We start from the raw sequence: 25,789 nt of genomic DNA on the forward strand, positions 1-25,789 counted from the left end.
GAAGCCCCGGCCCGCATCATGCGGACCGGGGCTTCGCCGGCAACGGGCCGGAAAGTGCTAGGCCCGCATGACTGTGGCGATCGGGATCCGCGCCGCCCGGATGGCCGGGATCAGCCCGCCGAGCACACCGGCGACGAGACCCGCGATCACGCCGGCGACACCCGCCTCCCAGGGGAAGGCGGTGCCCTGCAACGACGGGAACCTGCTGCCGAACATCATCAGCGCCACCTGCAACCCGGCGGCGCCCGCGCCGATGGCCAGCGCGGCGGTCAGCAGGCCCGTCAGCAACGTCTCCGCGAGCACGATGCCCGCGAGCAGCATCCGGGACATGCCGACCGCGCGGCGCAGGGCGAACTCCTCGACGCGCTCGCCGACCGTGGCCAGGCCGACGTTCAGGATGCCCGCGACACCGATCAGCAGCACCAGGAACGCCATGCCGAGGAAGATCAGTCGCATGATCTTCAGCTCGGACTGCATGCGCTCCTTGGAGTTCACGGTCTGGAAGTGCATCTGGTTCTGCTGCAGGCCCGCGCCGGCGAGCTTGGCCTTGATCAGCTGCTGCAGGTCGTCGGTACCCGGCTGCAGGTAGAGCTCCAGCTGGGTGCCGCCGCCGCGGAACTTGTCGGCCTCGGTGGTCGCGGCGGCCGACGGCATCCACGTGCGCAGCTCGTCGAGGCGCATGTACACGCGCGGCTGCATGTTGCCGTCCTGCACGACGCCGATGATCTGCGGTGACACGTGGTGGGTGGCGCCGTCGATCATCATCTCGCCGGGGACGCGGTACTGCCTGAGGCCCTTGGCGGCTTCCTCGTTCAGCACGATGCGCGGTGCCAGCGACGGCGCGGTGCCGAACTCCAGCCACGTGCCGGAGACGGGGCGGAACGGCTTGAACGGGCGGATGTCACCGGTCAGCGCGACCATGCTGACCTCGATCGCCTGGCCGTCCGGCTTCTTCTCCTGCTGCTTCTGCTCGGTGCAGGTGCCGTTGGCGTCGCAGTAGACCATCGGGCCGGAGTAGTCGCCGCCCCTGCCGGCGTACTCGAACGGCATGCCGCCCTCGTTGATCGGCCGCACGCCCGGCTCGCCGATGATCGCGCGGGAGCTGATCATCGCGACCGCGTCGGAGCGCCCCTTCAGCGTGGACTCGACGATGCCCGGCGCGCCCTTCTCGCCGGGGACGTAACCCATGATCGTGCCGTCCTTGCCGGCCTGGAGCTCGACGTCGGTGAGCATCGCCCGTTCGGCGATCTCGGACCCCGCCTGCACGGCCACGACGGCGAGAACGCCGAGGAACAGCGAGACCATCGAGAGGAACGTGCGCAGTTTTCGGGCGCGGATGCCCTGTCCGCCGATGACCAGGGCGGACCGGAACTTGCCGGAAAGCATCAGTTGAACCGCCCGTCGCGCAGCTCCATCACGCGGCCCATCTTGGCCGCGTGGTCGTGGTCGTGCGTGACCAGCACGAGGCCGCAGCCCTGCCTGGTCGTGTTGAGCAGCACCTCGACGACGAGGTTGCCGGTCTCGGTGTCGAGCGCGCCCGTGGGTTCGTCGGCGAGGATGATGCGCGGCTGCCGCACGAGTGCGCGGGCGATCGCCACGCGCTGCTGCTCACCACCGGAAAGCCTGGTGGGCTTGGACTTCGCGAGGTGCGCGATGCCGACCTGCTCCAGCGCCTCCATCACCTGCTGCCTGCGCTTGCGCCGCGCGGACCAGCCCTGGCCGTTCACCAGTGCCATCGCCACGTTCTGCGCCGCGGTGAGGTGCTTGAGCAGGAAGAAGCGCTGGAACACGAACCCGAACTCCGCGCTGCGCAACGCCGCGGCCCTGCGTTCGGGGAGCTTCGTGATGTCGTTGCCGTGCAGGAAGTACTGGCCCTCGTCGGCGCGGTCGAAGAGACCGATCAGCGACAGCAGGGTCGACTTGCCGGAACCCGAACGGCCCAGGATCGCGACGCTCTGTCCGGGGTGGACGGTGAAGTCGACACCGGACAGGATGGTGCGCGGTTCTCCTTGCCCCTTCAGGACCTTCGTGATGCCGTTGAGCTGGAGCAGCGGTGCCTGGACCTGCACCGTGGGTTGGTCGAAGGACTGCGTCATCACGGTCCCGTCGGCTTGGTCTGGTCGCCGCCCTGTTGCTGGCCCTCTGGCAGGTTCGGGCCCGGCACCGCGAGCTCCTCGTCACCGGTGAGACCGGACTTGACCTCGATGACCTTGCCGTCGGTCAGGCCCAGCACCACGTCGATCGTGCGGCGCGAGCCGTCGGGCTGGACGACGTCGACCTTGCCCTTGCCCTGCTGGCCCGCCACGGCCTCGACCGGGACGACCAGCGCCTGCGCCGACTTGCCCGTGGTGACCTCGATCGACGCGGCGGCGCCGTTGATCATCTGCACGTCCGCGGGCGCGGTGCACACGATGCGCAGGCCGGTGGAGGCACTCGGCTGCTGCGGCTGCTGCTGGGGCTGTTGCGGCTGCTGCGGCTGGTCCTTCTTCTCGTCCTTGGTGTCCGGCGTGACCGGTGGCTTCTCCGGGACGGTGCCCTGCGGCAGCGCGGCGATCGTGCCGAGCACGGCGCACGGGAACGGGCCGGGCCCGTTCTTGATCTGCACCACGACGTCGGTGAGCGCGCCGTTGATCTTGTAGGCCTGCTGGCCGTCGATGTCGCCGACGATCGCGTAGCCGACGTGCTTGGCCGACGCGATCGGCATGCCCGCCGTCACCGTCGCCTTGTCGTCGACAAGCCGCCCGCTGAACGTGGAACCCGCAGGGACCTCCACGTAGTTCGGCTGCTGGTCCTTCCACACCGTCGCGACCCGGATCGGCTTCGTCGGCGTGCCGTTCGGAGCGGGGACGTCGAAGTACCGCACCTGTCCCGCGACCGGCGCGACGAGCCCGAACGTCGGGTTCATCTCGACCTTGCCGGAGATGCTGAGCTTGGTGGTCATGTCCTGCCGGGTGGGCTTGGCCTTGGTCATCGGCGTGCCCCGCGGCGCCAGCTCCGGATTGGTCTGTTCCGGACCTGACGGACTGCACGCCGCCACGGCCACCGTGACCAGCGCGCACAGCGGCGCGAGAACAATTTTGCGCACGAACGTCCCCCATGTCGTTTCGACCAACCTACCGATAAGGACACCTGATACGTGCCGGAGGTTGCATCGGTCTTTCGGCCGATGCCCATCGACGTTTCGGCCCTGATCGAAAGATCGGCGTCAGCGGCCCAGCGAGGCCGCGTAGGTGGAAAGCGCTTCACGGTCGGGCTGGCCGGTCTTCGCGATGAGCGAGGCCACGTGCTTCTCCACCGTGCGCGGCGAGATGTGCAGCCGCGTGCCGATCGCCTTGTTGCCCATTCGATCAGCCAGCAGCACGAACACCTCGAACTCGCGGACGGTCACGCCGTGCCCGCGCAGCTGCCGCGGCACCTGGTCCGTGCCGCTGCGCCGTTGCTGCACCGGCGCTCCCGCCTGCCGCAGCAGCCCCCGGCACGCCGAGGCCACCGCCGGGATCGCGGCCTGGTGGAAGTACTCCTCGGCGGAACGCAGCCAGGACACCGGATCGCCCCACGCCGCCGCCTCCTGGGCGACGAGCCGCCGCCCGAGGTGACGCGCCAGCGGATACAGCTCCGCGGCCTCCTGGGCGCGCTGGAAGGCTTCCAGGGCCTCGTCGCAGCGGTCGTCGCGGCCGAGGAGAACGGCGTGCGCCAGTTCGGTGAACTGGCGGTTCCACCGCATCTCCGAGGCGGACGCCGCCGTCAGCGCTTGGTAGTCCGGCCAGCCGAACCGGCCGTCGAGCACACCGAGCAGCACCCGCATGCCGTGCGTGCCGGACAGGTGGAACGTCGTGGGGTTCTGCGACTCCAGCGCGAGCGCGTGGTCGAGCTCCGTCATCGCCAGCGCGTGGTTCTCCTCCAGCAGCGCGCAGAACGCGCGGGCGAGCCCGAAGCACAGCGGGTACTCCTGCGCCCCGTTCTTCGCGACCGCCTCGAACTCACTGACGGCGTCCTCGGTCTCGGCGCGGTTGCCCCTGTGCCCGGCCAGCACCGCCTTCGTCATCAGCAGGTAGCGGGTGAGCGCGTGGAACCGCAGGCGCGTGGTGGTGCGCAGGCACCGCTCGATCTCCACGGCGGCCGCGGCGTGGTCGCCGGTCAGCACCGACTGCAGCGCCAGGATCGCGTCCACGTTGTGCGCCACCGTGATCGCGCCCGCCCGGCACGCCTCGGCGTGCGTCCGGCCGAGGGACGCGGTGCTGCCGTTCTGCAGCCACTCGTTGCCCGCCAGCCGGACCAGCGCGTAGACGTGCTGGATCGGCATCTGGTGCGTGCCGGCGAGGGCGAGGGCCTTGCCGAAGCAGGCGTTCGCCTCGTCGATGTCGTGCTCGCGCGCGATGATCCCGAGCAGCTGCCACGCCTCGCACGCCACCGCCGGCAGCTGCGCCCGGTCCGCCGCCAGCGCCGCCTGCCGGGCGAGGCGCGCGGCGGACGAGATCCGGTCGGCGCTCGGGATGTTCAGCGTGAGGTACGCGGAGTTCACGTCCAGCTGCGCGGCCAGTTCGTCCGGTGCGTCCTGGCCGAGCAACGTCCGCGCGATGCGCACCTGTTCCACGCCTTCGGTGAACCAGCCGGCGAGGTAGGCGACGCGGGACAGTCGCGTGTGGAGCTTCGCCCGCAGCGAGGCCTCCAGGCCGTGCAGGTCGTTGATCTCCAGGGCGAAGGCGCGTTCGAACTCGCCCGTCTCGGCCAGTGCGGGCAGCAGCGTGTCGAGGACCTCGGCGCGGACCACGACGTCTTCGGTGAGCAGGCTCTGCGCGCGGTCGAGCAGCGTGACCGCCGACTCGGCCGCCCCGCCCGACAGCGCCCGCCTGCCCGCCTCGGCGAACAGGATTCCCGCCTGCGTCCGGGATCCGGCGTCGAAGCGCAGCTTCGCGACGAGCGGGCACCAGTCGCCGGGCAGGCCGGGGTGCAGGTCCTCGACCGCGTCGGCCGTGCGCGACGACAGGGCGACGCGGTCGGCCGGGGGCAGCTGGGCCAGCAACGCGTCCGCGGTGAGCGGATGCCGGAACGCGTACCAGTCGGGGGCGGGCTCGTCCGGGGTCACGAGTTGCGCGGCGACTCCCGCGTGCAGGTGGCTGAGCAGCTCCCGGTCGTCGATGCCGGTGACCTTCTGCACAAGGGAGAGCGGGAACCGGTGGCCCAGCACCGCCGCGATGGACAGCACCTCGCGGCCCTGCGGACCCAGCCTGTCCGTGCGGTGCGCGACGCTGCGCACGAACGCGGCCGGCACGGGCAGCTTGAGCTCGCCCAGCACCTGCCAGCCTTCCGCCCCGGCCACGAGCAGGCCGCCGCTCACCATGCCGTGCAACAGTTCCTCGATGACGAACGGGTTCCCGGCGCTGTCCGTCCACAGGCGATCGACGAGCTCCGCCGGGACCGGCGCGCTGTCCAGGCAGGCGGCCGTCATCTGGCCGACCTCGGCCTGCGAGAGCCGGTGCAGCTCCATCAGCCTGCCGGAGCCGCGTTGCACCATCCGGTGCACGAGCTCCAGCGCGTGACCGGGTTCGGTGCGGATCGTGGCCAGCAGCAGAACCGGCTGGTCCTCCAGGTTGTCCGCCAGGTACTCCACGACCGCGAGCGTCTCGGCGTCCGCCTCGTGCAGGTCTTCGAGCACGAGCAGGCAGGGCGTCTTGCGCGCGACGGAGGCGAGCAGCCGCAGCACCGCCTCGGCCAGCACGACGACCGACTCCTTCGTGGACCGGTGGTCGTGCCACTCGGGGATCAGCGTGCCCAGCACCGGTTTGTACGGCCCGAGCGCGGAGTCGTCCGGTGGTTCGCCCCGGAACAGGCCCAGGAGCGCTTCCGCGATTGGACGAAACGGCACCATCGGGCCGATGGTCGTGCCGCGTCCTTTGAGCACCCGCATGCCCTCGTCGTACGCCTGGCCGGCCGCGTACCGGGCGAGCCTGGACTTGCCGATCCCCGCCTCGCCGGTGAGGAAGACGGCGCCGCCGCGGGCCTCGCGGGTGTGTGCGAGAGCCCCCGTGATGGCCGTGACCTCACGGTCACGGCCGACCACGTGGGGCGCTCGGGTCTGCATGTCTGGACCCTAACGGTCCCGGTCGGGTCTCCGTATCGGCTGCCCAGGCGTATTCGGGGCGAAAGTTTCCTACTTGTCGCTCACCGTGGTGTCCGAGATGGCTGGGGTGATCGCCACGAACGCGCTCATCGCCATCGTCAGGCCCATCAACGCACGGGCGCGCGCACCCGCGAAGGTCTTCGGCGCGAGCTCCATCTCCCCGATCGCGTGCTCGGCCGGTTCGGGCTGGTCGGCCGTGCGGTGCAGGGACTCGTTCATCGGGTGGACTCCTCTGTGTCGGGTGACGCTTGCAACAGCAGGACTGACGGGATCGCGAACCCGTGCCGCAGCAGGCCGTGGCCGATGCCGGCCAGGCCCGTGAGCAGCCCGGGGGAGGGAACACCGCCCGGCGTGGCGCACCGCGCGCCGTGTTCCTCCAGTGCGCCCAGCAACAACGCCACGCGGCGGGTCGCGGCGCTGGGGTGGTGGACGGCCAGTGCCTCGACGACGCCCAGTTCACCGTGGCAGAGACTCATGTCCCGCAACGGTTCCCCGGACACCAGCAGACCGGCCAGCCGCTCGTCGTCCCGGGCGAGCGCGGCACCCGCCAGACCCGAGCACCAGCCGGTGTCGGTCGGGTCGAGGGTGTCGCTCTCCAGGAACGTCCGTGCGGCCACATCAGATACCTCGTCACGAACCGTTGCCGCGTAACGCCTCAGCGCCCATCCGATTCCGGCACGCCCGCGGGCGAAACCGTCCGAGGGGCAGACGGCACCGCGCAGAGCAGCGGCGTAGCGGTCCGCGAGCGCGAGCGCTTCGGGCGTGCCCACGGAGAGCATCGCGGCCAGGGAACCGGCCACCCCGTCCACGACGGTGAACGACGAATCTTCCTCGGGCATCAGCCGCACGGCCTGCGTGAGCAGCTCGGGATCGAGGTCGAGCAGCCGCGTGAGGCGCGCCAGCCCGTGACAAATCCCGCCGAGACCGTGGATCCCGCCGCCGACGGCCGTCACCAGTTCCGGTTCCGACGCGAACATCTCCAGCAGCGCCGGCAACGGCCGCAGCGCGTCGCGCGCGAAGTCGACGTACCGCGCGGCGCCGGTCAGCGCGCCCAGCTCGGCGAGGAACAGCGCCACACCCGTGTACCCGTTGGAGAGACCGGCGCCGAGGGGCTGCACCGACCAGTGCCGGTCGTCGATCAGCTCGAGCCCGAGCCAGTTGACGCGGTCCTCGCCGGTGACGGCGTGCGCGAGGATCTGGTCCGCGATCCCGCACGCGGCGACCAGCAGCCGGGCCGGGTCCGGGTCGACCGGCGCGACGTGACCGGGCGCCGCGACGCCGCTGTGGTGCGACACGGGCCGAGGCCGCGACGCCAGCAGCGCCGTGATCACCCACTGCTGGTCGTGCCGGTCGACCTCGCTCATCCCCAGGACCTTGCGCGTCACGGCGTGCAGTCCGGGCTCCGGCAGCATCCCCGGCAGCCGGAGCCCGGACGCGGTCCACAGGTCGGTCGACCCCGGCCGGCACGTGAACAGCGGCACGTCACCGCGCCACAGGTCGGACACCTCGAACGGCACCAGCCGGTCGAGCAGCGGATCGTCGGCCACGAGCACACCGAACGCCAGGTCGCGGTCCAGCGCGTCGGCCAGCACGGACGGATGCGTCGACTCGTCCAGCAACCGCGCGTACTGCCGCGTCGCGCGCGCCACGAACCGCACTTCCTCGTTGACGCACTTCCGGACGAGCTGCAGCAGCTCGTTCCGGTGCGCCACTATCGCGTCGTAGCCCGCGCGGAACCCGGTCAGCAGCGAGTCCTGGTAGTCGGCGGGTTCGGCGGGAACACCGCCGAGCAGCGGCCTGTTCGACGCCCCCGACGACGTCTTGGGGCGCCTGACCAGGCGCATCCGGTCGGTGCCCGCGTCGGCCCAGTCGACCGCGTTCAACGGCGAGAGCACACCGTGGTCGCCGCCGACCCCGGACACGTCCGCGACCCCGTTGTCGCCCATCAGCACGTGGGGGAGCAGGGCGGTGCGGTGCACCGAACGCACCAGCGCGAGTGTGGCGGGGTCCGCGTCGGGCGGCGTCAGCGTGGGGTGGAACAGCGTCTCGACGTCCACGAGGACCGGGTGGGCACCGCACGCGATGAGGTTCTCGTAGTGCATGTCGGTGCCGTCGACCGCGTAGAGCAGCGCGAGCAGCGCGCCGAGCCGCTGGTAGAAGTCGGCGACCCCCGCCACGTCCGCGCACGGCTCGTGGGCGATGTGCTCGATCCACCCGTAGCCGTCGCGGGGAAGGAGCCTCGGTGCCCGCAGCTCGATTCCAGTTCGAGTGGAAAGCCACGTGAGCTGCTCGGTGAACCGCGCGTGCAACCCGAGCGGTCGCGGCCGGTAGACGAGCCGCCGGCCGGACTCGAACGTCAGGACGGCGACGGTCCTGCCCTGCTGGTGCGCGTCCCCCTGCCCCATCTCGATGGAGATCAGCGCGCCGGGGTCCTCGCCCGCGAAGATCGTCCGCACGATCTTCGCCCGGTCGCGGGTGAACCGCGACGACAGCTCGTGGTGCGTGGACACCGCCTGCTCGCAGGCCTGCGCGAGCAGCCTGGCCAGCACCGGGTAGCGGTTGAAGACGGACGAGAGGTTCAGCGTGCGCGTGAACTCGGTGAACCTCTCGGCGCTCGTGGGGCTGGTCAGCGTGTCGCGCGCCTCGTGCAGCTCCAGCACGAGCGTGCGCGCCGCGATCGCCACGAGCCGGCGTCCCAGCTGCTCGGCGAAGGCCGCGTCGAACGGCGGCGCGACCTCCGTGCGGGACGCGTCTATCAGCGGGCGCAGGGCGTGGGCGAAAGCCGCTGTCCAGCTCTCACCGGTGCTGGTCTCGGCCGCGGAGGTCACCGGGCCAACCTCGCACGCGCGGGCGGGCGGCACATGGGGAGCAATCCCCCAGATTTGCGCGCGGACGTGAATATGGGGGTTCGCCACCCATGTTCCGCCGCCCGATCACCCCGAGACTCGGAGTCCGAGGAGGGACGGGCATGAGGGAGTTCGGAGAACTGCTGCGCACGCACCGCATCGGCGCGGGCCTCACCCAGCAACAGCTGGCTGACTTCGCGATGGTGAGCGTGCGGGCCATCCGCGACCTGGAGTGCGGCCGCACCCGCTCACCGCGGGCGGAGACGGTGCGCCTGCTCGCGGACGGGCTGCGGCTCGACGAGGAGAGCCGCGCGGACCTGCAGCAGGCGGGCGGGCGTGCCGCCGGCCGGTCCACGGTGGCACCGCCCGCACCGGCCGGGCCCGGCGGGCTGATCGTGGGACGGGAGGCGGAGGCGGCGGCGCTGGCGGCGCTGCTGACCGAGGGACGGCCGGGCGCCGGTCACGCGGCCCAGCGGCTGGTCACCGTCACCGGGGTCAGCGGCGTCGGCAAGACCCGGCTGGCCCTGGAGGTCGCCGGCGAGCTGCACTTCCGGCACGGCTGGTCGGTCCTGTGGCACCCGACCCAGGCGGTCCCGTCGATCAACGACGAGCAGGACACCGTCCTCGTCACCGACCGCCGCCCCGACCCGTCCCTGCTGGAGGCGCATCCGCGGCTGCGGATCGTCGTCACGGCGCTGGCGCCGGCCGGGCTGCCCGACGAGCTGGTGTTCCCGCTGGGCGCGCTGGCCGACGACGCCGCGGTGCGGTTGCTGCTCACCAACGTGCACCGGGTGCGGCCCGCGTTCCGGCCGGAGCCGGCGAACCAGGCGGCGCTCATGGGCCTCGTCCACGAACTGGACGGGCTGCCGTCCGCGCTGGAGTTCGCGGCCGGGTGGTTCATGGTCTACTCGCCGCAGCACCTGCTCGAACGGCTGCGGTCCAACCCGCTCGACCCCACGTCGGCGCACCTGCGCGACTCGCTGCGCCGCTCGCTGTCCACTTTGGACGTCGAAGGGCGCGAGCTGCTGGTGCGGATGGCCGAGGGCGAGGACCCGGGGCACAGCCCGTACGTCGGGGAGCTGTGCGTGCGCGGGCTCGTCCGCCGTGCCGGAACCCGGTACGAGGTGCTGAACCTCGTGCGCGCGGCGGTGCTGGAACCGACGTCGGGGCCACACCTCGCCGGCGGCGTGGCCCTGACCTGGCCGGTCTAGAACGTCGCGGTCAGGCACGCGAGGCGGTCACCGGCGGTGCCCGCCTTGCCGTGCTCGGTGCTGGTGTGCGCGGCGTGCACGACGACCGCGTTCGCCTCGCCCTTGCGGAACTCCCACTTCACCGTCGCCCTGGCGGTCGCGGCACCCTGCGCGTCGGTGGTGAAGTCCAGCCAGATCTCGTTCTCGGCGTTGGCGAACCGCGGGTCGACGCTCGGCGACACCGGGTCCTTCGTGTTCTGGTAGTGCGGGCCCGAGTCGGCGGGCTTGGCTCCGCACGGCTTGGTGTGCACGTGCGAGCCGTACTTGGTGTTCGGCAGCAGGCCCGACACCTCCAGCTCCACCGTCGTCTGTCCACTCGCCACGGACGAGCCGGTGGAGAGCTTGGCGCCCAACGGGATCCGCGCGACGTCGTAGGTGATGCCCTTCGGCTGGTCGCCGGACGCCGCAGGCGCGGCCACGTCGGTCTCGGCCACCGGTGTGACGGCCGGTGCGGAGGGCGGTGCGGAGGGCGGAGCCTCGCTCGAACAGGCGGCCAGCCCTCCGGCGAGCAGTACGGCACCCGCGAGGGTCGCCACAGTCGTGCGCATGTTTCTCCTTGAGTCAGCTGCGTTCCAGGTTCCCATCCCCTCCACGTCCACGATCGGGTGACCGGTTCAGGTCGAGCGAGACGAGCTCCGTGAACGCGTCTCGGTAGGCCGCGCACAAGTGGTAGTCGCCGTGGGTCTCCACTTCGTCCGGTGAGCCGTTCGTCTCGCTCGCGCGGCGGTCCAGGGCGTTGTCCTCCCAGCCGTGCACCGGGAAACCCAGGTAGTCGGTGCGGCGCCACAGGTTGATCCAGCTCGGGCCCAGCAACGACGCCAGCCCGCGATCCGGTGCCTCACCGGGGTCCCGGCGCCACGGATCGCACGAGAACATCGCGCCCGCCCGCACCGCGGGCGTGCCCAGCACGGCGGGCCCCAGCAGTTCCGGGAAGATCCGCCCGAAGTAGGGCCGCAACTGCACGCCGTACGTCAGCAGCTGAACCCGTCGCAGATACCCGGCGGGCAACGCGTACAGCGCCGCCACGGCCAGCACGGCGCCCAGGCTGTGCGCGGACAGCACCACGCGGTGGCCGGGTGACTCGTCCAGGAACTCACGCGCACGATCGGCGATCTCCGGCACCGCGCGCTCGGCGTAGCAGGGCGGCGCGAACGGGTGGGCGGTGCGCGGCAGGAAGCACATCAGGTCCCACAGCAGCCCGAGCGGGCGCCGGTTCGTCAGCATCCCGGCGCCGACGAACGACCCGATCACCGCGACCCCGGCGAGCCCGGTAACCCAGTCGCCCTTGCCCACGACCCACGTGACGGCGGGCCACCGCCCCCAGTCCGGCGAGGCGAACGTCAGGTAGCAGGTCAGCAGCAACGCGAGCACGCCCAGCACCGACAGCAGCCCGGCCACGTTCTCGGCCCGGTGCGTCACCGCGACCACGTGCCGCGTCCGCACGACGAGCGCCTCGCCCTCGCCGTCCAGCACCGCGGGCGTGATCAACCGGGACAGCAGGACGAAGGCCTGCGCGAGGACCAGCAGCACCAGCGGGACCAGCGCGACGGCGAACGCCGCGCTGAACCACGAGTAGAACACCGGGACCCGCAGGCCCGTGCCGACCCAGCCGCGGAACGTCAGCACCAGCACGGTCGCCAGCATCACCGACGACACGAGCGACAACCCCAGCAGCACACCGGGTCCGGCGCCGCGCCAGGCCTGCCACTCGTCACCGGCGCGCGGCCGTGCCCGCCACGCCAGCACCCCGCCGAACGCGGCGGCGCCGATCCAGGCGAGCGGAACCCAGTGCGTGGCGACCATGCACGCCGCGAACAGCACGAGCAGGACCAGCGGTCCCTTGGCGTCGTTGCGCCGCCAGGACCACGCCGCCAGCACCGACCCGAGCAGCGCGACGGTCACCGCCGGTGGTCCCCACGTCGTCAGCCACAGCGGCCCGTCGAACACCGGCGCGATCGCGTAGAGCCCGAACCCGTGCGCCACCAGCACGACCACGGACGAGATCATCAGCAGCCACGACCACAGGCCGCCCTGCTCGGTCGACGGCACGTCCGGGCAGTCGGTGGCCGTCACCACGACCCGTGCCATCACGACGGCCAGGATCCCGGCAGCGAGCACGGTCAGCACGAGGAAGTACACGTGCCGCCACACCTGTGTGCTCGTCGCCAGCACCACCACGCAGCACCCGGCGGAGAGGTGCAGCCGCGTGAGCCGGCGGATCCGCGGGCTGCCCTCCCACATCGACGCCCGGCTCAGCATCACGCCCGCCCGCCGCTGCGGCGTGCGCACGGTCGTCATCTCGTACCTGCTGCGCGACAACGAGGTCAGCGCCAGCAGTCCGAGCAGCAGCAAGACCGGCACGGCGGACGCGGCCAGCACCCGGACGTGGCGGGCGGGGTCACCGAGCACGTCCAGGAAGTCCGGCAGCCGCCTGCACGCGGTGCCCGGCAGCGAACACTGGACCGCGTAGACGTCGATCGCCACCTCGCACACCGCGAGCACCAGCAGCACCGTCAGCCCCAGCCCGAACAGCCGCGTCGAGGCCGCCCCGCGCCCGGCGTTCCACCACACCATCCGCCGCGTCGAGGGAACCGAGTCGTCGGGCAGCTTCCGGGACCAGTACGCGACGTTCGCCAGCCCGAACGGCAGCAGCAGCGCCCACCCGATGCGCCCCAGCGCGTTCGCGAGCACCGACGGCACCCCGCTGCCCGGCACACCGGGGCTGCTGCGCGCCATGCCGCCCCACGAGTACGCCTCGCGCCGCACGCCGGCGGGCACCTGTCCGGGGTGATCCGGTGGCAGATCGGCGAGTCTGCCCGGGACCGGGCGCCAGAAGCTGCCGAACCGGTCGCCGCGGAACTGTTCGACGGCGTGGCCGGGGAGGGCCAGCATCGCGTCCGGGGGCGTGTTGTTGACCCCGTGGATGCGCAGTTCCAGAACGGGTGGACTCATCGCGGCCTCCCCTTTACTCCAGTTGTCGTCAGTGAAACTGCTCCAGTTAGCGGCCGAACGGGTGAAAAAGGTGTATCCAGGCGCCCTGGAAAGCCTCTACTGAGCAAGGAGGCCCCACCATGACCACAACCGCTCACCCGAACGTCGCAAACTCCGTCGGACTCGCCGAGTTCCTCGCCACCTCGGGCACGCTCACCCTGGCGCAGCGCAAGCTCATCGTCGACCAGGCGCTGATCGTGCTGGAGCAGAACTACGCGCACCTGCCTCTCAAAGTCGCGATGCACGCCGTGAACCCCGTGCAGAGACTCAGAGTCCTGAGAGCGAGACTCGAACGGCAGACCGACGCCACCGCCGAGCCCGAGTGGCAGTTCCACCGCGAGCTGTCGAGCACCTTCCACTCGGTGCGCGACCTGCACACGAACTACCTGCTGCCCGCGCCGTTCGCGGGCAAGATCGCCTTCCTGCCGTTCCAGCTGGAGCGCTGCTTCACCGAGGACGGCACGGAGCAGTACCTCGTCGCCCGCACGGTCGCCGGTTTCGACGGCCTCGCGGCCGGCACCGAGGTGACGCACTGGAACGGCACGCCGATCGCCCGCGCGGTCGCGTTGAACGGCGCGATCTTCGCCGGCAGCAACACCGCCGCGAACCTCGCCCGCGGCCTGGAGTCGCTCACGTTGCGCCCCTTGGTGATCCAGCTCCCGCCCGACGAGGACTGGGTGGTCGTGAGCTACCGCGACGAGACCGGTGCCGCGGGCGAGATCCGCGTCGACTGGCAGGTCACCGAGAACCTGCCGCCCATGACGGACGTCGACGAGCTGTCGCCGGCGGCGGCCGCCCAGGGCGTCGACCTGGACTCCGATGAGAAGGCACGCGCCAAGAAGTTGTTGCACGCGCCCAAAGTCGTGCAGGCCGAGGCCTCCGGTGGCGCGGTCGCGATGTCCGCGCAGGACGTGCCGACGACGATGCCGGGCGTGTTCCGGGCCCGTCCCGTCGCCACGCCGTCCGGCACGTTCGGGCACCTGCGGATCTTCACGTTCAGCGTCGACGACCCGGACGCGTTCCTCGCCGAGTTCGTGCGGCTCGCGGCCCTGCTGCCGCAGAACGGGCTCATCGTCGACGTGCGCGACAACGGCGGCGGCCACATCTTCGCCTCGGAGTTCCTGCTGCAGACGATGACGCCGCGCCCGATCGCGCCGGAGCCCGTGCAGTTCCTGAGCACGCCGCTGAACCTGCGGATCTGCCGCCGCCACGCCGACGACCCGACCGGCCAGATCAACCTCGGACCGTGGTTCCCGTCGCTCGACAGCTCGACCGAGACGGGGCAGGCGTTCTCCTGCTCGCACACGATCACACCGGTCGACGGCGCGAACGCCGTGGGCCAGACCTACCACGGCCCCGTCGTGCTGATCACCGACGCGCGCTGCTACTCGGCCACCGACATCTTCGCCGCGGGCTGGGCCGACCACGACCTGGGCCCGATCCTCGGCGTGGACGACAACACCGGCGCGGGCGGCGCGAACGTGTGGACGCACGGCCTGCTGTCGACGCTGCTGAAGATCCCGGCGCCGCTCGACGCCGAGTCGCCGTACAAGTCGTTGCCCAACAAGGCGAACATGCGCGTGTCGATCCGCCGCACGTTGCGCGTCGGCAAGCTCGCCGGCACCCCGGTCGAGGACCTGGGGGTGCGCCCGACGCACCAGCACAAGTTCACGCGCGCGGACCTGTTGCAGGGCAACGTGGATCTCCTCGCAAGAGCGGGAGAGCTGTTGAAGGAGCAGCCGGTGCGGCGGCTCGGGGTGGCGGTCGCGGGCACGACCGTCTCACTGGACACCGTGAACCTCGACCGGGTGGACGTCTACGTGGACGGCCGCCCGGCGACCTCGCTGGACGTGACCGACGGCGCGCACACCGCGACGCTGGCCGCGACCGGCCGCGAGGTGCGCGTCGAGGGTTTCGCGGACGGGCAGCTGGTGGCCGCGCGCAAGGTCGCCAGCTGATCGAGCGGGCGCTTCCGGTGACTCCATGACCGGAAGCGCCCGCTCACTCTGCCCGCTAGCGGGTGAACGTGTACGCGCGGTCGGAGGCCACGGCCGCCAGCTGCGCCTCGGTGCCCGCCGTCCAGCTCTGCGCCCAGACCACCTCACCGTTGCGGCGGAAGTTCCAGGCGACCGTGATGCCGTGCTGGTCGTTCTTGGTGAAGACCGTCACGCCACCGCGGTGGTCGCTCACCTTGGCCGTGCACTTGTCGCGCTCGCAGAGCTGCTGGGGCGACTCCTGGAAGAAGCCCGGCGCGTTGACCTGCATGAACACCGTGTTGCTCTGGCCGTTGACGGTGAACCCGGTCCAGTTCGTCATGTACTGCATGTCGTCGAACAGACCCTCGGCCTCGCCACCCCAGTTGCCGGGCGAGACGTCCTGCGCGCCGCGGAAGACCTTCGGGAAGGTCTGCTGCTGGCGAGCGGTGAACCCGGCCGCCTGCTTCTCCAGCTCCGCCTTGGTCTTGTGGACCGGCGTGACGTCCTTCGGCGGCCACGTGAGGTCCGCGGAGCCCGATGCCGACGCCGACGCCGTGCCCGCGAGACCGATCAGTGCGAGGCCCGTCAGGGCAGCCGCCATCACCTTGCGCATGCGCATTCTTTGAATCCCCCTGTGAGTACCTGCTTGCACAGAGGAAGACGCCGAATGATCATCCGAGGTTGCGTCGGACTACAACCAGCCGCGCCGCATCGCCTGCACGCCCGCCTGGAACCGGGTCTGCGCGCCGCACCGGTCCATCAGCTGCCGCACCCGCCGCTGCACGGTCCGCGGCGCGAGCCCCAGCTGCCGTGCGATCGACTCGTCGGTCAGGCCGGCGGCGAGCAGCCCGAGCAGGTTCGGGTCCACGTCGGCCGCCGCCGCGTAGATCCCGCCGGGGCTGAAGGGGATCCCCTTGTCCCAGTACAGCTCGAACGTCGAGCGCAGCACGTCCAGCAGCGCCGACGGCCGGATCAGCAGCACCTTGTCGACGATGTCGCCGTTCACGACGGGGAGGACGGCCGCGTGCGTGTCGATCACCGCGAGCTTGAACGGCAGCGTCGGCGTGACGCGGGCCCGTTCACCGGCCGCGACCAGGTCGATGATCTCGGTGACCCGGCCGGGGATGTCGACGGCCGAGCGGTCGTAGACGACCCGCCACTGCACGTCGCGTTCGCGCGTCTCGTCCTCCAGCGCGACGTGCTGGCCCAGCGGTGTCACGTACGGCGGCTGGTCGAGCACGCAGACCTCTCCGCGGGCGCCGCGCAGCAGGGCGTGCCACAGCTCCCGTACAGCGTCCACACCGGACACGACCTCGACGAACGCGTTGTCCGCCAGTTCCTCGTCGCGGTTGCGCAGGTACAGCTCCATCAGCGGGCCGATGTCCGCGCGGGCCCGGCGGTTGGCCTCCTCGCGCGCCGCGATCAGCGCCTCGACGGCCAGGTCCGGTGCCACGGCCTGCCACACGTCGCCGGGCAGGTGCCTGACCAGCCCGAGCTCCCGCATCTCCTCCAGCACCTCGGCCGCGACGCCGATCTCGTCCGTCGTGCGGCTGCCTCCCGTTACCAGGAGCTCGTAAACGGCCGTTAGCTCCGGTGCGACGCCCAAGTGTCCGAACACGGCCACATTGTGCGCCATTCGGCGCAACACCCCTGTCGTGAACACGCCAGTGTCGTCAAACGGACTCCGCTAGACCTGTTTTCGCAGGTGTGGCCCGGCTTACCGTCCTCCCACCTCCGCAGCCGGTTCAGAACACTGACGCCCTCAACGGCACGCGAAGGCCCTGCGTGGAAGGACCTCACGTGAACGGATTGCGACGCACGAGTGTGTGCGCCGCGGCAGTTTCCGCCGCCGTGCTCAGCGTTGTCGCCCCATCGGCGACCGCAGCCCCCGCCCAGATCCAGTCCCAGCCGGACTCGACCCAGGTGAACCGCCCCTTCGAGCGGCTGATCGTCGGCTACAAGCCCGGCACCGCCGAAGCCTCGTCCGACTCCGCTGCCTCGGACGACGCCCGCAGCAAGGGCAAGTCCGTGCACCGCCGCATGGCGAGTGGCGCGGTCGTCGTCGACCTCGGCGCGAAGACCACGAACGCCGACAACACGATCCAGGCGTTCAAGAACGACCCGAAGGTCGCCTACGTCGAGCCGGACCTGCTGATGCAGCCGTTCGCCGACCCGAACGACACCGACTACTCCCGGCAGTGGGACCTCTTCGAGGCCACCGCGGGCATGAACGTGCCCGGCGCGTGGTCCAGCACCACCGGCTCCGGTGTGACCGTCGCGGTCATCGACACCGGCTACGTCGCGCACAGCGACCTGGCGGACCGGGTCGTCGCGGGGTACGACTTCGTCTCCGACGCGGCGCGTGCCCGTGACAACAACGGCCGCGACTCGAACCCGGCCGACCAGGGTGACTGGGCGGCGCGCGGCGAGTGCGGCACCGACGCCAACGGCAACCCGGTGCCCGCCCAGGACAGCAGCTCCTCCTGGCACGGCACGCACGTGGCCGGCACGATCTCCGCGTCCACGAACAACAGCAAGGGCATCGCGGGCATCGCCTACGACGCCAAGATCCAGCCGCTGCGCGTGCTCGCCAAGTGCGGTGGCGCCACCTCGGACATCGCCGACGCGATCACCTGGGCGTCCGGCGGCACCGTGACCGGCGTGCCCGCGAACCAGACGCCCGCCAAGGTCATCAACATGTCGCTGGGCGGCAAGTCCTCCTGCTCCACGACGTACCAGAACGCGATCAACGGCGCCATCAACCGCGGCTCCACGATCGTCGTCGCGGCCGGCAACTCGAACGACAACGCGTCGCTCTACACCCCGGCCAACTGCTCCGGCGTGATCACCGTCGCCGCGTCGTCCCGTGAGGGCAACCGGACGTTCTACTCGAACTACGGCACCCGCATCGACATCGCGGCGCCCGGCGGCGAGACCCGTCGCGGCACCGACACCCCCGGCACCATCACCACGCCGGAGAACGGCATCTGGTCGACGCTGAACGCGGGAACCACCGTCCCCGGCGCCGAGAACTACAAGCCCTACCAGGGCACGTCGATGGCCGCCCCGCACGTCGCGGGCCTCGCGGCGCTGCTGGTCGCCAAGAAGCCGGCGCTCACGCCGGCCCAGGTCAAGGACCTGATCAAGACCAACGCCCGTCCGCTCCCCGGCACCTGCTCGGGTGGCTGTGGCGCGGGTCTCGCCGACGCCGCGAAGACCGTGGCCGCCCTCGACACGACTCCGCCGCCCTCCGGTGGCCTGGAGAACACGACCGACGTCGCCATCCCGGACCGCGGCACCGCCGTGACGTCGTCCATCACCTCCACGGTGACGGGCAACGCCTCCTCGACCACCAAGGTCGGCGTGGACATCGTCCACTCCTACCGCGGTGACCTGGTGATCGACCTGGTCGCGCCGGACGGCACCGCCTACCGGCTGAAGAACTCGTCCTCTTCGGACAGTGCCGACAACGTGGTGGCGACCTACACGGTCAACGCCTCGTCCGAGGTCGCGGCGGGCACGTGGAAGCTGCGGGTCCAGGACGTGTACTCCGGTGACACCGGGTACATCAACGCCTGGAACCTGACCCTGCGATAGCTCCACGAGTTCGCCGAGGGGCGGCGCCTCCCAGCCTGTTCCTGGGGGAGCGCCGCCCTTTCACGTGCCGGGCACGTCCCGGTCGCGGGTAACGTCGCGGGCATGGCCACACTGGTGACTTTTCACGCCCATCCCGACGACGAGTGCATCGTGACCGGTGGCGTGATGCGCAAAGCGTTCGAGGAGGGACATCGGGTCGTGCTCGTCGTCGCGACGCGGGGCGAGGCGGGGGAGGTGCCCGACTTCCTGGAGGAGGGCGAGGAACTCTGGCAGCGCCGCGTCGTGGAGACGCACGCGGCGGCGGACCTGCTGGGCGTCGCGCGCGTGGAGTTCCTGGGGTACCGCGACTCCGGGATGATGGGCGACGAGCTCAACGACCAGCCCGGTTCGTTCTGGACCGCGGACGTCGAGGAGGCGGCCCAGAAGCTCGCGGCGATCCTCGTCGAGGAGGACGCGAAGGTGCTCACCACGTACGACAGCTTCGGCGGCTACGGCCACCCCGACCACATCCAGACGCACCGCGTGGGCATGCGCGCCGCGGAGATCGCGGGCACACCGGCCGTCTACCAGGCGATGGTGCGCGAGTCGGAGTTCCGCGAGGCGTTCCGGAAGGCCGGCATCGACGAGCCGCAGCCGCTCGGCGAGGGCGCGGTGCCGGAGTCGGAGATCAACGTCGGTGTCGACGTCTCGAAGTACCTGGAGGTGAAGCGGCAGGCGATGCGCGCCCACGCCTCGCAGATCACCGAGGAGTCGTTCTTCCTGTCGCTCGACGAGCCGACGTTCGCGCACGCGTTCGGCACCGAGTGGTTCATCCGCGAGGGCCACGAACCCGCGACCGCGCTGGACCTGTAGGAACGGCGACGGGGGCGGTCCGAAGTGGACCGCCCCCGTCGATGCTCCGGCTAGTTCACGCGCTGCGGCGGCGACGCAGGAACAGCAGGGTGCCGGCACCGGCGCCCACGAGACCCAGACCCGAGAGCAGCAGCCACGCCGGGGACGCACCGGTGGCCGCGAGGGGCGGTTCCGGAGCGCTGCCGCCGGGAGCGGCCGGGGTGGTCGACGGCGGAGCCTCGGAGGACGAGGGCACCTCCGGGGACGTGGCGACCGGCGTCGTGGTCGTCGTCGCCGGCTTGGTCGTCGTGGTCGGAGGCGTCTCCACGCACTTGGGCGTCTTGAGCGTCTCTTCGAAGCTGTACTTCGAGTCGTCCGAGGCAGTCACCTTCACGAAGAACTTGTGCTCGACGGTGCCGTCGGCCACGAACTTCTTCGACTCGAGCTTGTTGTCGACCTTCTCGCCCCAGTTCTTGTCGAACTTCTCGTCGACCAGAACCTTCTCGCCGTCCTTGATCAGCAGCTTGTTCTTGTTGCCGCCCGCGTACTGGGTCAGCTTGACCGACAGCACAGCCTTGTCCTTGACGCACTCAGCCGACAGGAACTTGTCGTGAGCGCTTGCAGGGGTGGCCAGCGCGACCATGGTCAGCGCGGCGGTGGCGGTCACCGCGAACGCGCCGAGAACTCTCCTTGCCAACGAATCTCTCCTGCTCTGTTTGATGCGTGGCGGGGCCGAGCACACATTCATGATCTGAATCACCCGACCGGGTGAACCGCGTCACGCTAGCAACAGAGAGCGGTCGAAAGGTCACCGTATGACAACGCTACGGTGTCACCACGGAAAGATCCTCATGTTTTCTGTTAGGCCGATCGCGCCCGCGACCAGCCGCATCTGCTCGACACCGCGCACGTCGGCGTCCAGCAGGCGTGGCGAGCAGATCATCACGGCGAGCGTCTGGGCGCGCGAGAGTGCCACGTTCAACCGGTTGCGCGACAGGAGGAAGTCCAGGCCACGGGGCAGGTCCACGGTGGACGACGACGTCATGGACATGATGACGGCGGGTGCTTCCTGGCCCTGGAAGCGGTCCACGGTGCCCACCCGAGTTTCGGTGAACCCCGCATCGGCGAGCCTGCGCCGGATCACCCGCACCTGCAGGTTGTACGGCGCCACGACGAGAATGTCCGCATCAGTCAGTTCGCGCGTTTTGCCGTTGTCCGTCCAGGTGCGACCGACGATCGCGCGCACCGTGTCCACCACGGCCTCGGCCTCCTCGACCGACGACGTGATGTTGTGCCGGTGGTCGACCTCGCGCAGGTAGATCCCGGGCTCGATGCCGGAGATCGACCGGTGTGCCGCGGTTTCGTGCGAATGGAGCAGTCCGGCGTAGGAGAGCTCGGACACGGGACGGCAGACCGCCGGGTGCATGCGCCGCGTCTCGGCCAGGAAGTAGCCCAGGTGCGGAGGGATCACGTCAGCGTCGCCGAGCAGGTGGCCGAGTGCCGACGCGTCCGAACCGGGCGGGTGCACGCCCTGCACGACCTGCGGCAGTTGCTGGGGGTCGCCCAGCAGCACGAGGTTGCGCGCGGCCGTCGCCACCGCCACCGCGTCGGCCAGCGCGAACTGGCCGGCCTCGTCGATGATCATCACGTCGAACGGCTGCGCCTTGATCACGGCGTTGGAGAACGTCCACGCCGTGCCGCCGACCAAGTGGCCCTGCGGGTGCTCCTCACGCCACTGCGCCAGCGCTCCGTTGCTCTTCGGCTGGTCCCACGGGAGGCCCTCCTCGGGCTTCTTCTCCTTGGGGCGCTTGGCCATCGGGATGTCGGGGTCGACCGAGGACAGCACGTTCTCCACGGCCTTGTGCGACGTCGAGGTCACCGCGACGGTCTTGCCCTGGTCGATCAGGTGCCGCACGAGCTTGGTCGCGAGGTAGGTCTTGCCCGCGCCGGGCGGTCCCTGCACGGCGAGCGTCCCGCCGTCGAGCTGGTCGACGGCCTTGATCACGGCCTGCACCACGTCGTCGTGCTGCGGCAACGGTTGCACGGGCGGCGTGCGCAGCAACAGGTCGATGCCGGGGTTGCGGGGGAGCAGCGGCAGCAGGCCGACGGCCTGCTCCGCCAGTTCCGCGACGGCCTCGTCCTTGGGCGACGCGGGCACCGGGCTGCCCGGCAGCACGGCGATCGGCAGTTCGGAGTGCTCCTGCGAGTTGCTCTCGGTCAGCACCAGCTCGTACGGGTTGTCGTCCGCCACCACGGCGTTGCGCGTGACGTTGCCGGGGTAGAGCAACCGGACCTGCTCGCCCGAACCGAACGGGTGCGGGCGTTCCGGGTCGATCCGCGCGTGCACCTGCCGCTTGTGCGTGCGGACCCGCCCGGCGGGAGGCACCCAGTCCTCGGCCTTGAGCGTGATCGGCACCGCGCAGTTCGAGTCCGTCTCCAGGTCGGAGATCGGCGCGAGGGCCTGCCGGAAGAAGTCGCCCCACGCCGGACTCGCCTCACGCCGGTGATAGCCCACGGTCGCCGCGAACAGGTCGTGCCCCTCGGCCATCAACGGCTCGGTCAGCGCCGCCATCCGGCGCGCCCGCTCGGCCGCCTTCTCCAGCGCCGCCTCGTCGCGCTCCTGCGGCGGCGTCGTCTCGATCTCGCGCTCGGTCTTGATCCGCACGAGGAGGTCCCGGAGTCCGCGGGTGGGAACCTCGTCGTCCAGCAACGGCTTCAGCGCGGGCAGCGTGTACTCCCGAGTGGACACCCGCAGCACTCGCCGCGTCAGCGCGCCGAGATCGACGCAACGCCGCACCAGTTCGTCCACTTCGGACTCACGCGTCGCCGTCCGCGCGGCCCGCCCGGCGAGGTCGTGCGGCGCGAAGTGGTAGACCGTGCCGGTCGGCGTGCGGTCGACGAACTCCTCGAACGTCCCCTCCCAGCCCGGCGTCCGGAACGTGTCGCCGTCGACCTCCAGGAACACGTCGTCCTCGGCGGGCTCCGGCAGGTTCGCCAACGCCTCCGGCGCCACGACCTCGTACGTGATGACGCCGGTGCGTTCCTGCTGCACCTGGAGCCGGGCCTGCGCGGTCAGCGCAGTGAAGCTCGCAGGCGACAGCGTCGCGGGCCGTTCCTCGGTCGCCGCAAGCGCGTCGATCGTGTCAATGCCGGCTGAAACGAGCTTTCGCCGCTGGTCGGCGCGCAGCCCGGCCACCAGCGACAGGTCCCGCGCCTGCTCCCGGCCGGAAGCGCAGTGACGAGCGAACCGGCACCCGGTGCAGGCCGCCCGCACATCCCCCCAGGACCGCTTCGGTGCGGGCGAGGGCTTCGCGAGCCGGGTCCGCAGGCGCCCCAGCAGGGGAGTGAAGTCGGCGATCCGGAACGACCTGCGCCGCCCGTCGACCACCAGGTGCGCCCGAGTGGCGCCCAGGGCCTGCGCCGCCGCTACCAGCGACAACACGGCGAGAGGAGTGAAGTCCGAGGCCTCGTCGCACGGCTCGTAGCCGTCGGCTGTGCGCACGAGGGTCTGAGCCGAGCAGTGGAACACGCCGTCGAAGAACACGGCGTTCTCGACCAGGTCGGCGCCGGAACGCATCTCCGCAGCCGTCCGGGCAGCGGCGAGGTGCAGTTCGGACGGGTCGCCACGCCGTTCGTCACGAGCGAGGAAGCTGCGGTGCTCGCACTCGAGCAGGTCGACGAGATCGGACGGGCTGGCGAGCATGGCTGCCGATGCTAGTGGAGTGGCTCAGAACGTGGGCGGCGTATCCGCGCTCAGCAGGGCGCCTCGCGGCACCGCCCCCACGCCCCCGCCCCCACGCCCCCGTACAACCAGTACGAAGACGTGGGGGCGGCACCACGATGCACCCGTCTGACCACGAATACACCGGCCACGTCCTGAGCCACACCCCTAGCGCCGCCCCCTGACAGAACGGGCGTGGGGGCCCCCCGCGCCCCCCCCCCCCCCCGCGCCCGCCCCCCCCCCCCCCCCCCCCCCCCCCCACCCCCGCACCATCAGGTGCCGCCTAGACGTTCGCCTCCACCAGGTGCAGCAAGGCCTCGTGGTGCGTGTTCGGGTAGTCGTGCGGCCGGAACGGACGGGTCTGCGCCCGCACCAGCGCCGCCGCCGCGGCCAGCTCGCCGGTGCGCACCTCGGTGTCCCGGTGCAGGAACGGGAAGTGCGGCTCCCGCACCTCGTCGGGCCACAGCAGCGTGTGCAGCACCAGAACGCCGTGCTGCGGCCGGATGGCCGCCAGCGTCTCCTTGCCCCGCAACCCGAACTTCACGATCGCGGCGGTCTTGGTCCGCTCCAGCGTCTCCCGCAGCAGCACGTAGGACCGCACGGCCAGGTCGTCCGGCTCCAGGTAGTAGCTGCGGTGCAGCGCGACCGGGTCCAGGTCGACCTGCGGCGCGAACTGCTGCACGTCGATCACGCCGTCCTCCGGTGCCGGCAGATCGCCGGGATCGATCTGCACGATCCTGCCGTCGTCGAGCTCGTAACCCCGTCCGATGTCCTCCGGCGCCAGCCGCAACGAGCACTCGCCGCACACCTGCTGGTGACGCACGCGGCCGCTGTCCTCGCGGTGCACCAGGTGCACCTTGCTGCGGTGTTCGGTGGCCGCGGACACCAGCCGCACCGTCATCGTCGTCATCCCGAACCGAAGTGCTCCCCGCCACACAGTCCTCATGACAAATGAGTACTCGAACAGGTGTTCAACTACGCATAAGACCTGATGGAAGGGCTCGTTCGGACGCGTCCGACGGATACCTCGGACGCGTGTTTCCGACGAAAGTCATCCAGAAGGCTCACCAGGGCGACGGCGCGTAGTCCTTCAGGAAGCAGCCGTACAGGTCCTCGCCGGCCTCGCCGCGCACGATCGGGTCGTACACCCGCGCCGCGCCGTCGACCAGGTCCAGCGGGGCGTGGAAGCCCTCCTCGGCGAGCCGCATCTTCATCGGGTGCGGACGCTCGTCGGTGATCCAGCCCGTGTCGACGGCGGTCATCAGGATGCCGTCGGCCTGCAGCATCTCCTCGGCGCTGGTGCGCGTCAACATGTTCAGCGCGGCCTTCGCCATGTTCGTGTGCGGGTGCCCGGATCCCTTGTAGGCGCGGGAGAACTGGCCCTCCATCGCCGACACGTTCACCACGTACTTGCGGCGGTACGAGGACTTCGCCATCGACGCCCGCAGCCGCGAGATCAGCAGGAACGGCGCCGTCGAGTTGCACAGCTGCACTTCCAGCAGTTCCACCGGGTCGACCTCGTCGACGTTCTGGATCCACGAGTTGACCGGCGCGGTGTCCGGCACGAGGCCGCCCGCGTCGATGTCCTTCGAGCCCGCCATCAACGCCAGCGTCGTCACCGAGTGCGCCTCGGGAACGGCGGTGCCGGGCAACGCGAGCTGCCCGTGCCCGCCGAACGAGATCAGCTCGGGACGCTTCGCATCCCCCGTCAACGCCTCGTGCTCGGCCTGAGCCAGCGGCGCGTACGCGTTCGAGGAACGGCGCACGGTCTGGGCCGCGTTGTTGATCAGGACGTCGAGCGGCCCGCGCGAGGCCACCTCGTCGGCCAGCGCCAGCACCTGGGCCGGGTCGCGCAGGTCGATGCCGACGATCTTGAGCCGGTCGATCCAGTCGGCGGCGTCGGGCATCGAGGCGAACCGCCGCGCCGCGTCCTTGGGGAACCGGGTGGTGATCGTGGTGTGCGCACCGTCACGCAGCAGCCGCAGTGCGATGTACATGCCGATCTTCGCCCGCCCGCCGGTCAGCAGCGCGTTGCGGCCAGACAGGTCCGTGCGGGCGTCGCGCTTGCTGTGGTTGAAGGCGGCGCAGGCGGGGCAGAGGTTGTGGTAGAAGGCGTCCACCTCGACGAACCTCGTGCGGCACGTGTAGCAGGACCGGGCGCGCAGCAACGTGCCCGCCGTGGCGCCCTGAGCGGTCGACACGAGGGGAAGCCCCTGCGTCTCGTCGTCGATGCGGTCCGGCGACCCGGTGGCCGTCAGCGCGGTGACGGCGCGGTCGTTGGCCACGATGGCGGCCTTGCGCTCGGTTTTGCGGAACTTCTTCGCGGCCTTGAAGATCTTCGCGGTGGCCCGGCGGACGCGCACGGCGTCGTCGTGTTCGGCCGGCAGGTCCTCGACCTGGGCAAGCACGCGCAGGCAGACTTCCAGCTCTGCGGGGTCGATCGAGGTCATGAGCAG

The 25,789-nt window shown here is 70.9% G+C and carries 18 protein-coding genes; 4 read left to right on the forward strand and 14 right to left on the reverse strand.

Annotation, left to right across the window (positions count from 1 at the left end; all coding sequences use genetic code 11):
• Positions 1-57: 57 nt before the first annotated feature.
• The 6 genes from ORI60_RS04155 to ORI60_RS04180 form a co-directional block, all read right to left on the reverse strand.
• A complete protein-coding gene (locus ORI60_RS04155) occupies positions 58-1,386 on the reverse strand; it encodes an ABC transporter permease (RefSeq protein ID WP_266034387.1) in 1,329 nt (442 codons plus the stop codon).
• Positions 1,386-2,096, reverse strand: a complete 711-nt coding sequence (locus ORI60_RS04160) for an ABC transporter ATP-binding protein (RefSeq protein WP_266034390.1) — start codon at positions 2,094-2,096, stop codon at positions 1,386-1,388. Before ORI60_RS04160 ends, ORI60_RS04155 begins: the two co-directional genes overlap by 1 nt.
• A complete protein-coding gene (locus tag ORI60_RS04165) occupies positions 2,096-3,085 on the reverse strand; it encodes an efflux RND transporter periplasmic adaptor subunit (protein WP_266034393.1) in 990 nt (329 codons plus the stop codon). The genes ORI60_RS04160 and ORI60_RS04165 overlap by 1 nt, the downstream gene beginning before the upstream one ends.
• Positions 3,086-3,205: 120 nt before the next feature.
• A complete protein-coding gene (locus ORI60_RS04170) occupies positions 3,206-6,082 on the reverse strand; it encodes a helix-turn-helix transcriptional regulator (RefSeq protein WP_266034396.1) in 2,877 nt (958 codons plus the stop codon).
• A gap of 69 nt (positions 6,083-6,151) precedes the next feature.
• A complete protein-coding gene (locus tag ORI60_RS04175) occupies positions 6,152-6,340 on the reverse strand; it encodes a hypothetical protein (RefSeq protein ID WP_189156918.1) in 189 nt (62 codons plus the stop codon).
• Positions 6,337-8,949, reverse strand: coding sequence for a type 2 lanthipeptide synthetase LanM family protein (locus ORI60_RS04180; protein ID WP_266034405.1), 2,613 nt, complete (start codon positions 8,947-8,949; stop codon positions 6,337-6,339). Before ORI60_RS04180 ends, ORI60_RS04175 begins: the two co-directional genes overlap by 4 nt.
• Positions 8,950-9,089: 140 nt before the next feature.
• On the opposite strand from ORI60_RS04180, the gene ORI60_RS04185 reads away from it, so the two are divergent.
• Positions 9,090-10,178: a helix-turn-helix domain-containing protein gene (locus ORI60_RS04185; protein ID WP_266034408.1), complete on the forward strand. Its 1,089-nt coding sequence runs from the start codon at positions 9,090-9,092 to the stop codon at positions 10,176-10,178.
• On the opposite strand, the gene ORI60_RS04190 is transcribed toward ORI60_RS04185, so the two are convergent.
• Together ORI60_RS04190 and ORI60_RS04195 are read right to left on the reverse strand one after the other, a co-directional pair.
• Positions 10,175-10,765 carry a superoxide dismutase family protein gene (locus tag ORI60_RS04190; RefSeq protein WP_266034411.1) on the reverse strand — a complete coding sequence of 197 codons (591 nt, stop codon included), beginning with the start codon at positions 10,763-10,765 and terminating at the stop codon, positions 10,175-10,177. The genes ORI60_RS04185 and ORI60_RS04190 overlap by 4 nt on opposite strands.
• A 13-nt stretch (positions 10,766-10,778) precedes the next feature.
• Complete coding sequence (locus ORI60_RS04195) at positions 10,779-13,169, reverse strand: hypothetical protein (RefSeq protein ID WP_266034414.1); 2,391 nt, start codon at positions 13,167-13,169, stop codon at positions 10,779-10,781.
• 119 nt (positions 13,170-13,288) lie between these two features.
• On the opposite strand from ORI60_RS04195, the gene ORI60_RS04200 reads away from it, so the two are divergent.
• Positions 13,289-15,166 carry a S41 family peptidase gene (locus ORI60_RS04200; protein ID WP_266034417.1) on the forward strand — a complete coding sequence of 626 codons (1,878 nt, stop codon included), beginning with the start codon at positions 13,289-13,291 and terminating at the stop codon, positions 15,164-15,166.
• Between the two features lie 55 nt (positions 15,167-15,221).
• Here ORI60_RS04200 and ORI60_RS04205 read toward each other — a convergent pair whose 3' ends face one another.
• A complete protein-coding gene (locus ORI60_RS04205; protein ID WP_266034420.1) occupies positions 15,222-15,803 on the reverse strand; it encodes a hypothetical protein in 582 nt (193 codons plus the stop codon).
• 72 nt (positions 15,804-15,875) lie between these two features.
• On the reverse strand, positions 15,876-16,802 hold the full coding sequence (locus tag ORI60_RS04210; RefSeq protein WP_266034422.1) for a LuxR C-terminal-related transcriptional regulator: 927 nt from the start codon (positions 16,800-16,802) through the stop codon (positions 15,876-15,878).
• 182 nt (positions 16,803-16,984) lie between these two features.
• On the opposite strand from ORI60_RS04210, the gene ORI60_RS04215 reads away from it, so the two are divergent.
• Positions 16,985-18,781: a S8 family serine peptidase gene (locus tag ORI60_RS04215; RefSeq protein WP_266034424.1), complete on the forward strand. Its 1,797-nt coding sequence runs from the start codon at positions 16,985-16,987 to the stop codon at positions 18,779-18,781.
• Between the two features lie 102 nt (positions 18,782-18,883).
• Positions 18,884-19,633, forward strand: coding sequence for a PIG-L family deacetylase (locus ORI60_RS04220; protein ID WP_266034425.1), 750 nt, complete (start codon positions 18,884-18,886; stop codon positions 19,631-19,633).
• 55 nt (positions 19,634-19,688) lie between these two features.
• Here the strand turns inward: ORI60_RS04220 and ORI60_RS04225 are convergent, their stop codons facing one another.
• The 4 genes from ORI60_RS04225 to ORI60_RS04240 form a co-directional block, all read right to left on the reverse strand.
• Positions 19,689-20,309, reverse strand: a complete 621-nt coding sequence (locus ORI60_RS04225; protein ID WP_266034426.1) for an LPXTG cell wall anchor domain-containing protein — start codon at positions 20,307-20,309, stop codon at positions 19,689-19,691.
• Positions 20,310-20,444: 135 nt separating this feature from the next.
• Positions 20,445-23,315: an AAA domain-containing protein gene (locus ORI60_RS04230; RefSeq protein WP_266034428.1), complete on the reverse strand. Its 2,871-nt coding sequence runs from the start codon at positions 23,313-23,315 to the stop codon at positions 20,445-20,447.
• 301 nt (positions 23,316-23,616) lie between these two features.
• Complete coding sequence (locus ORI60_RS04235) at positions 23,617-24,279, reverse strand: Ku protein (RefSeq protein ID WP_266034430.1); 663 nt, start codon at positions 24,277-24,279, stop codon at positions 23,617-23,619.
• A gap of 118 nt (positions 24,280-24,397) precedes the next feature.
• The gene (locus ORI60_RS04240; RefSeq protein ID WP_266034431.1) at positions 24,398-25,783 is read right to left on the reverse strand and encodes an SDR family oxidoreductase; all 1,386 of its coding nucleotides are present in this window, start codon (positions 25,781-25,783) and stop codon (positions 24,398-24,400) included.
• Positions 25,784-25,789 lie beyond the last annotated feature (6 nt).

The sequence above is a fragment of the Lentzea sp. NEAU-D7 genome (assembly GCF_026242055.1).
In the GTDB taxonomy this organism is placed as follows: Bacteria; Actinomycetota; Actinomycetes; order Mycobacteriales; family Pseudonocardiaceae; genus Lentzea.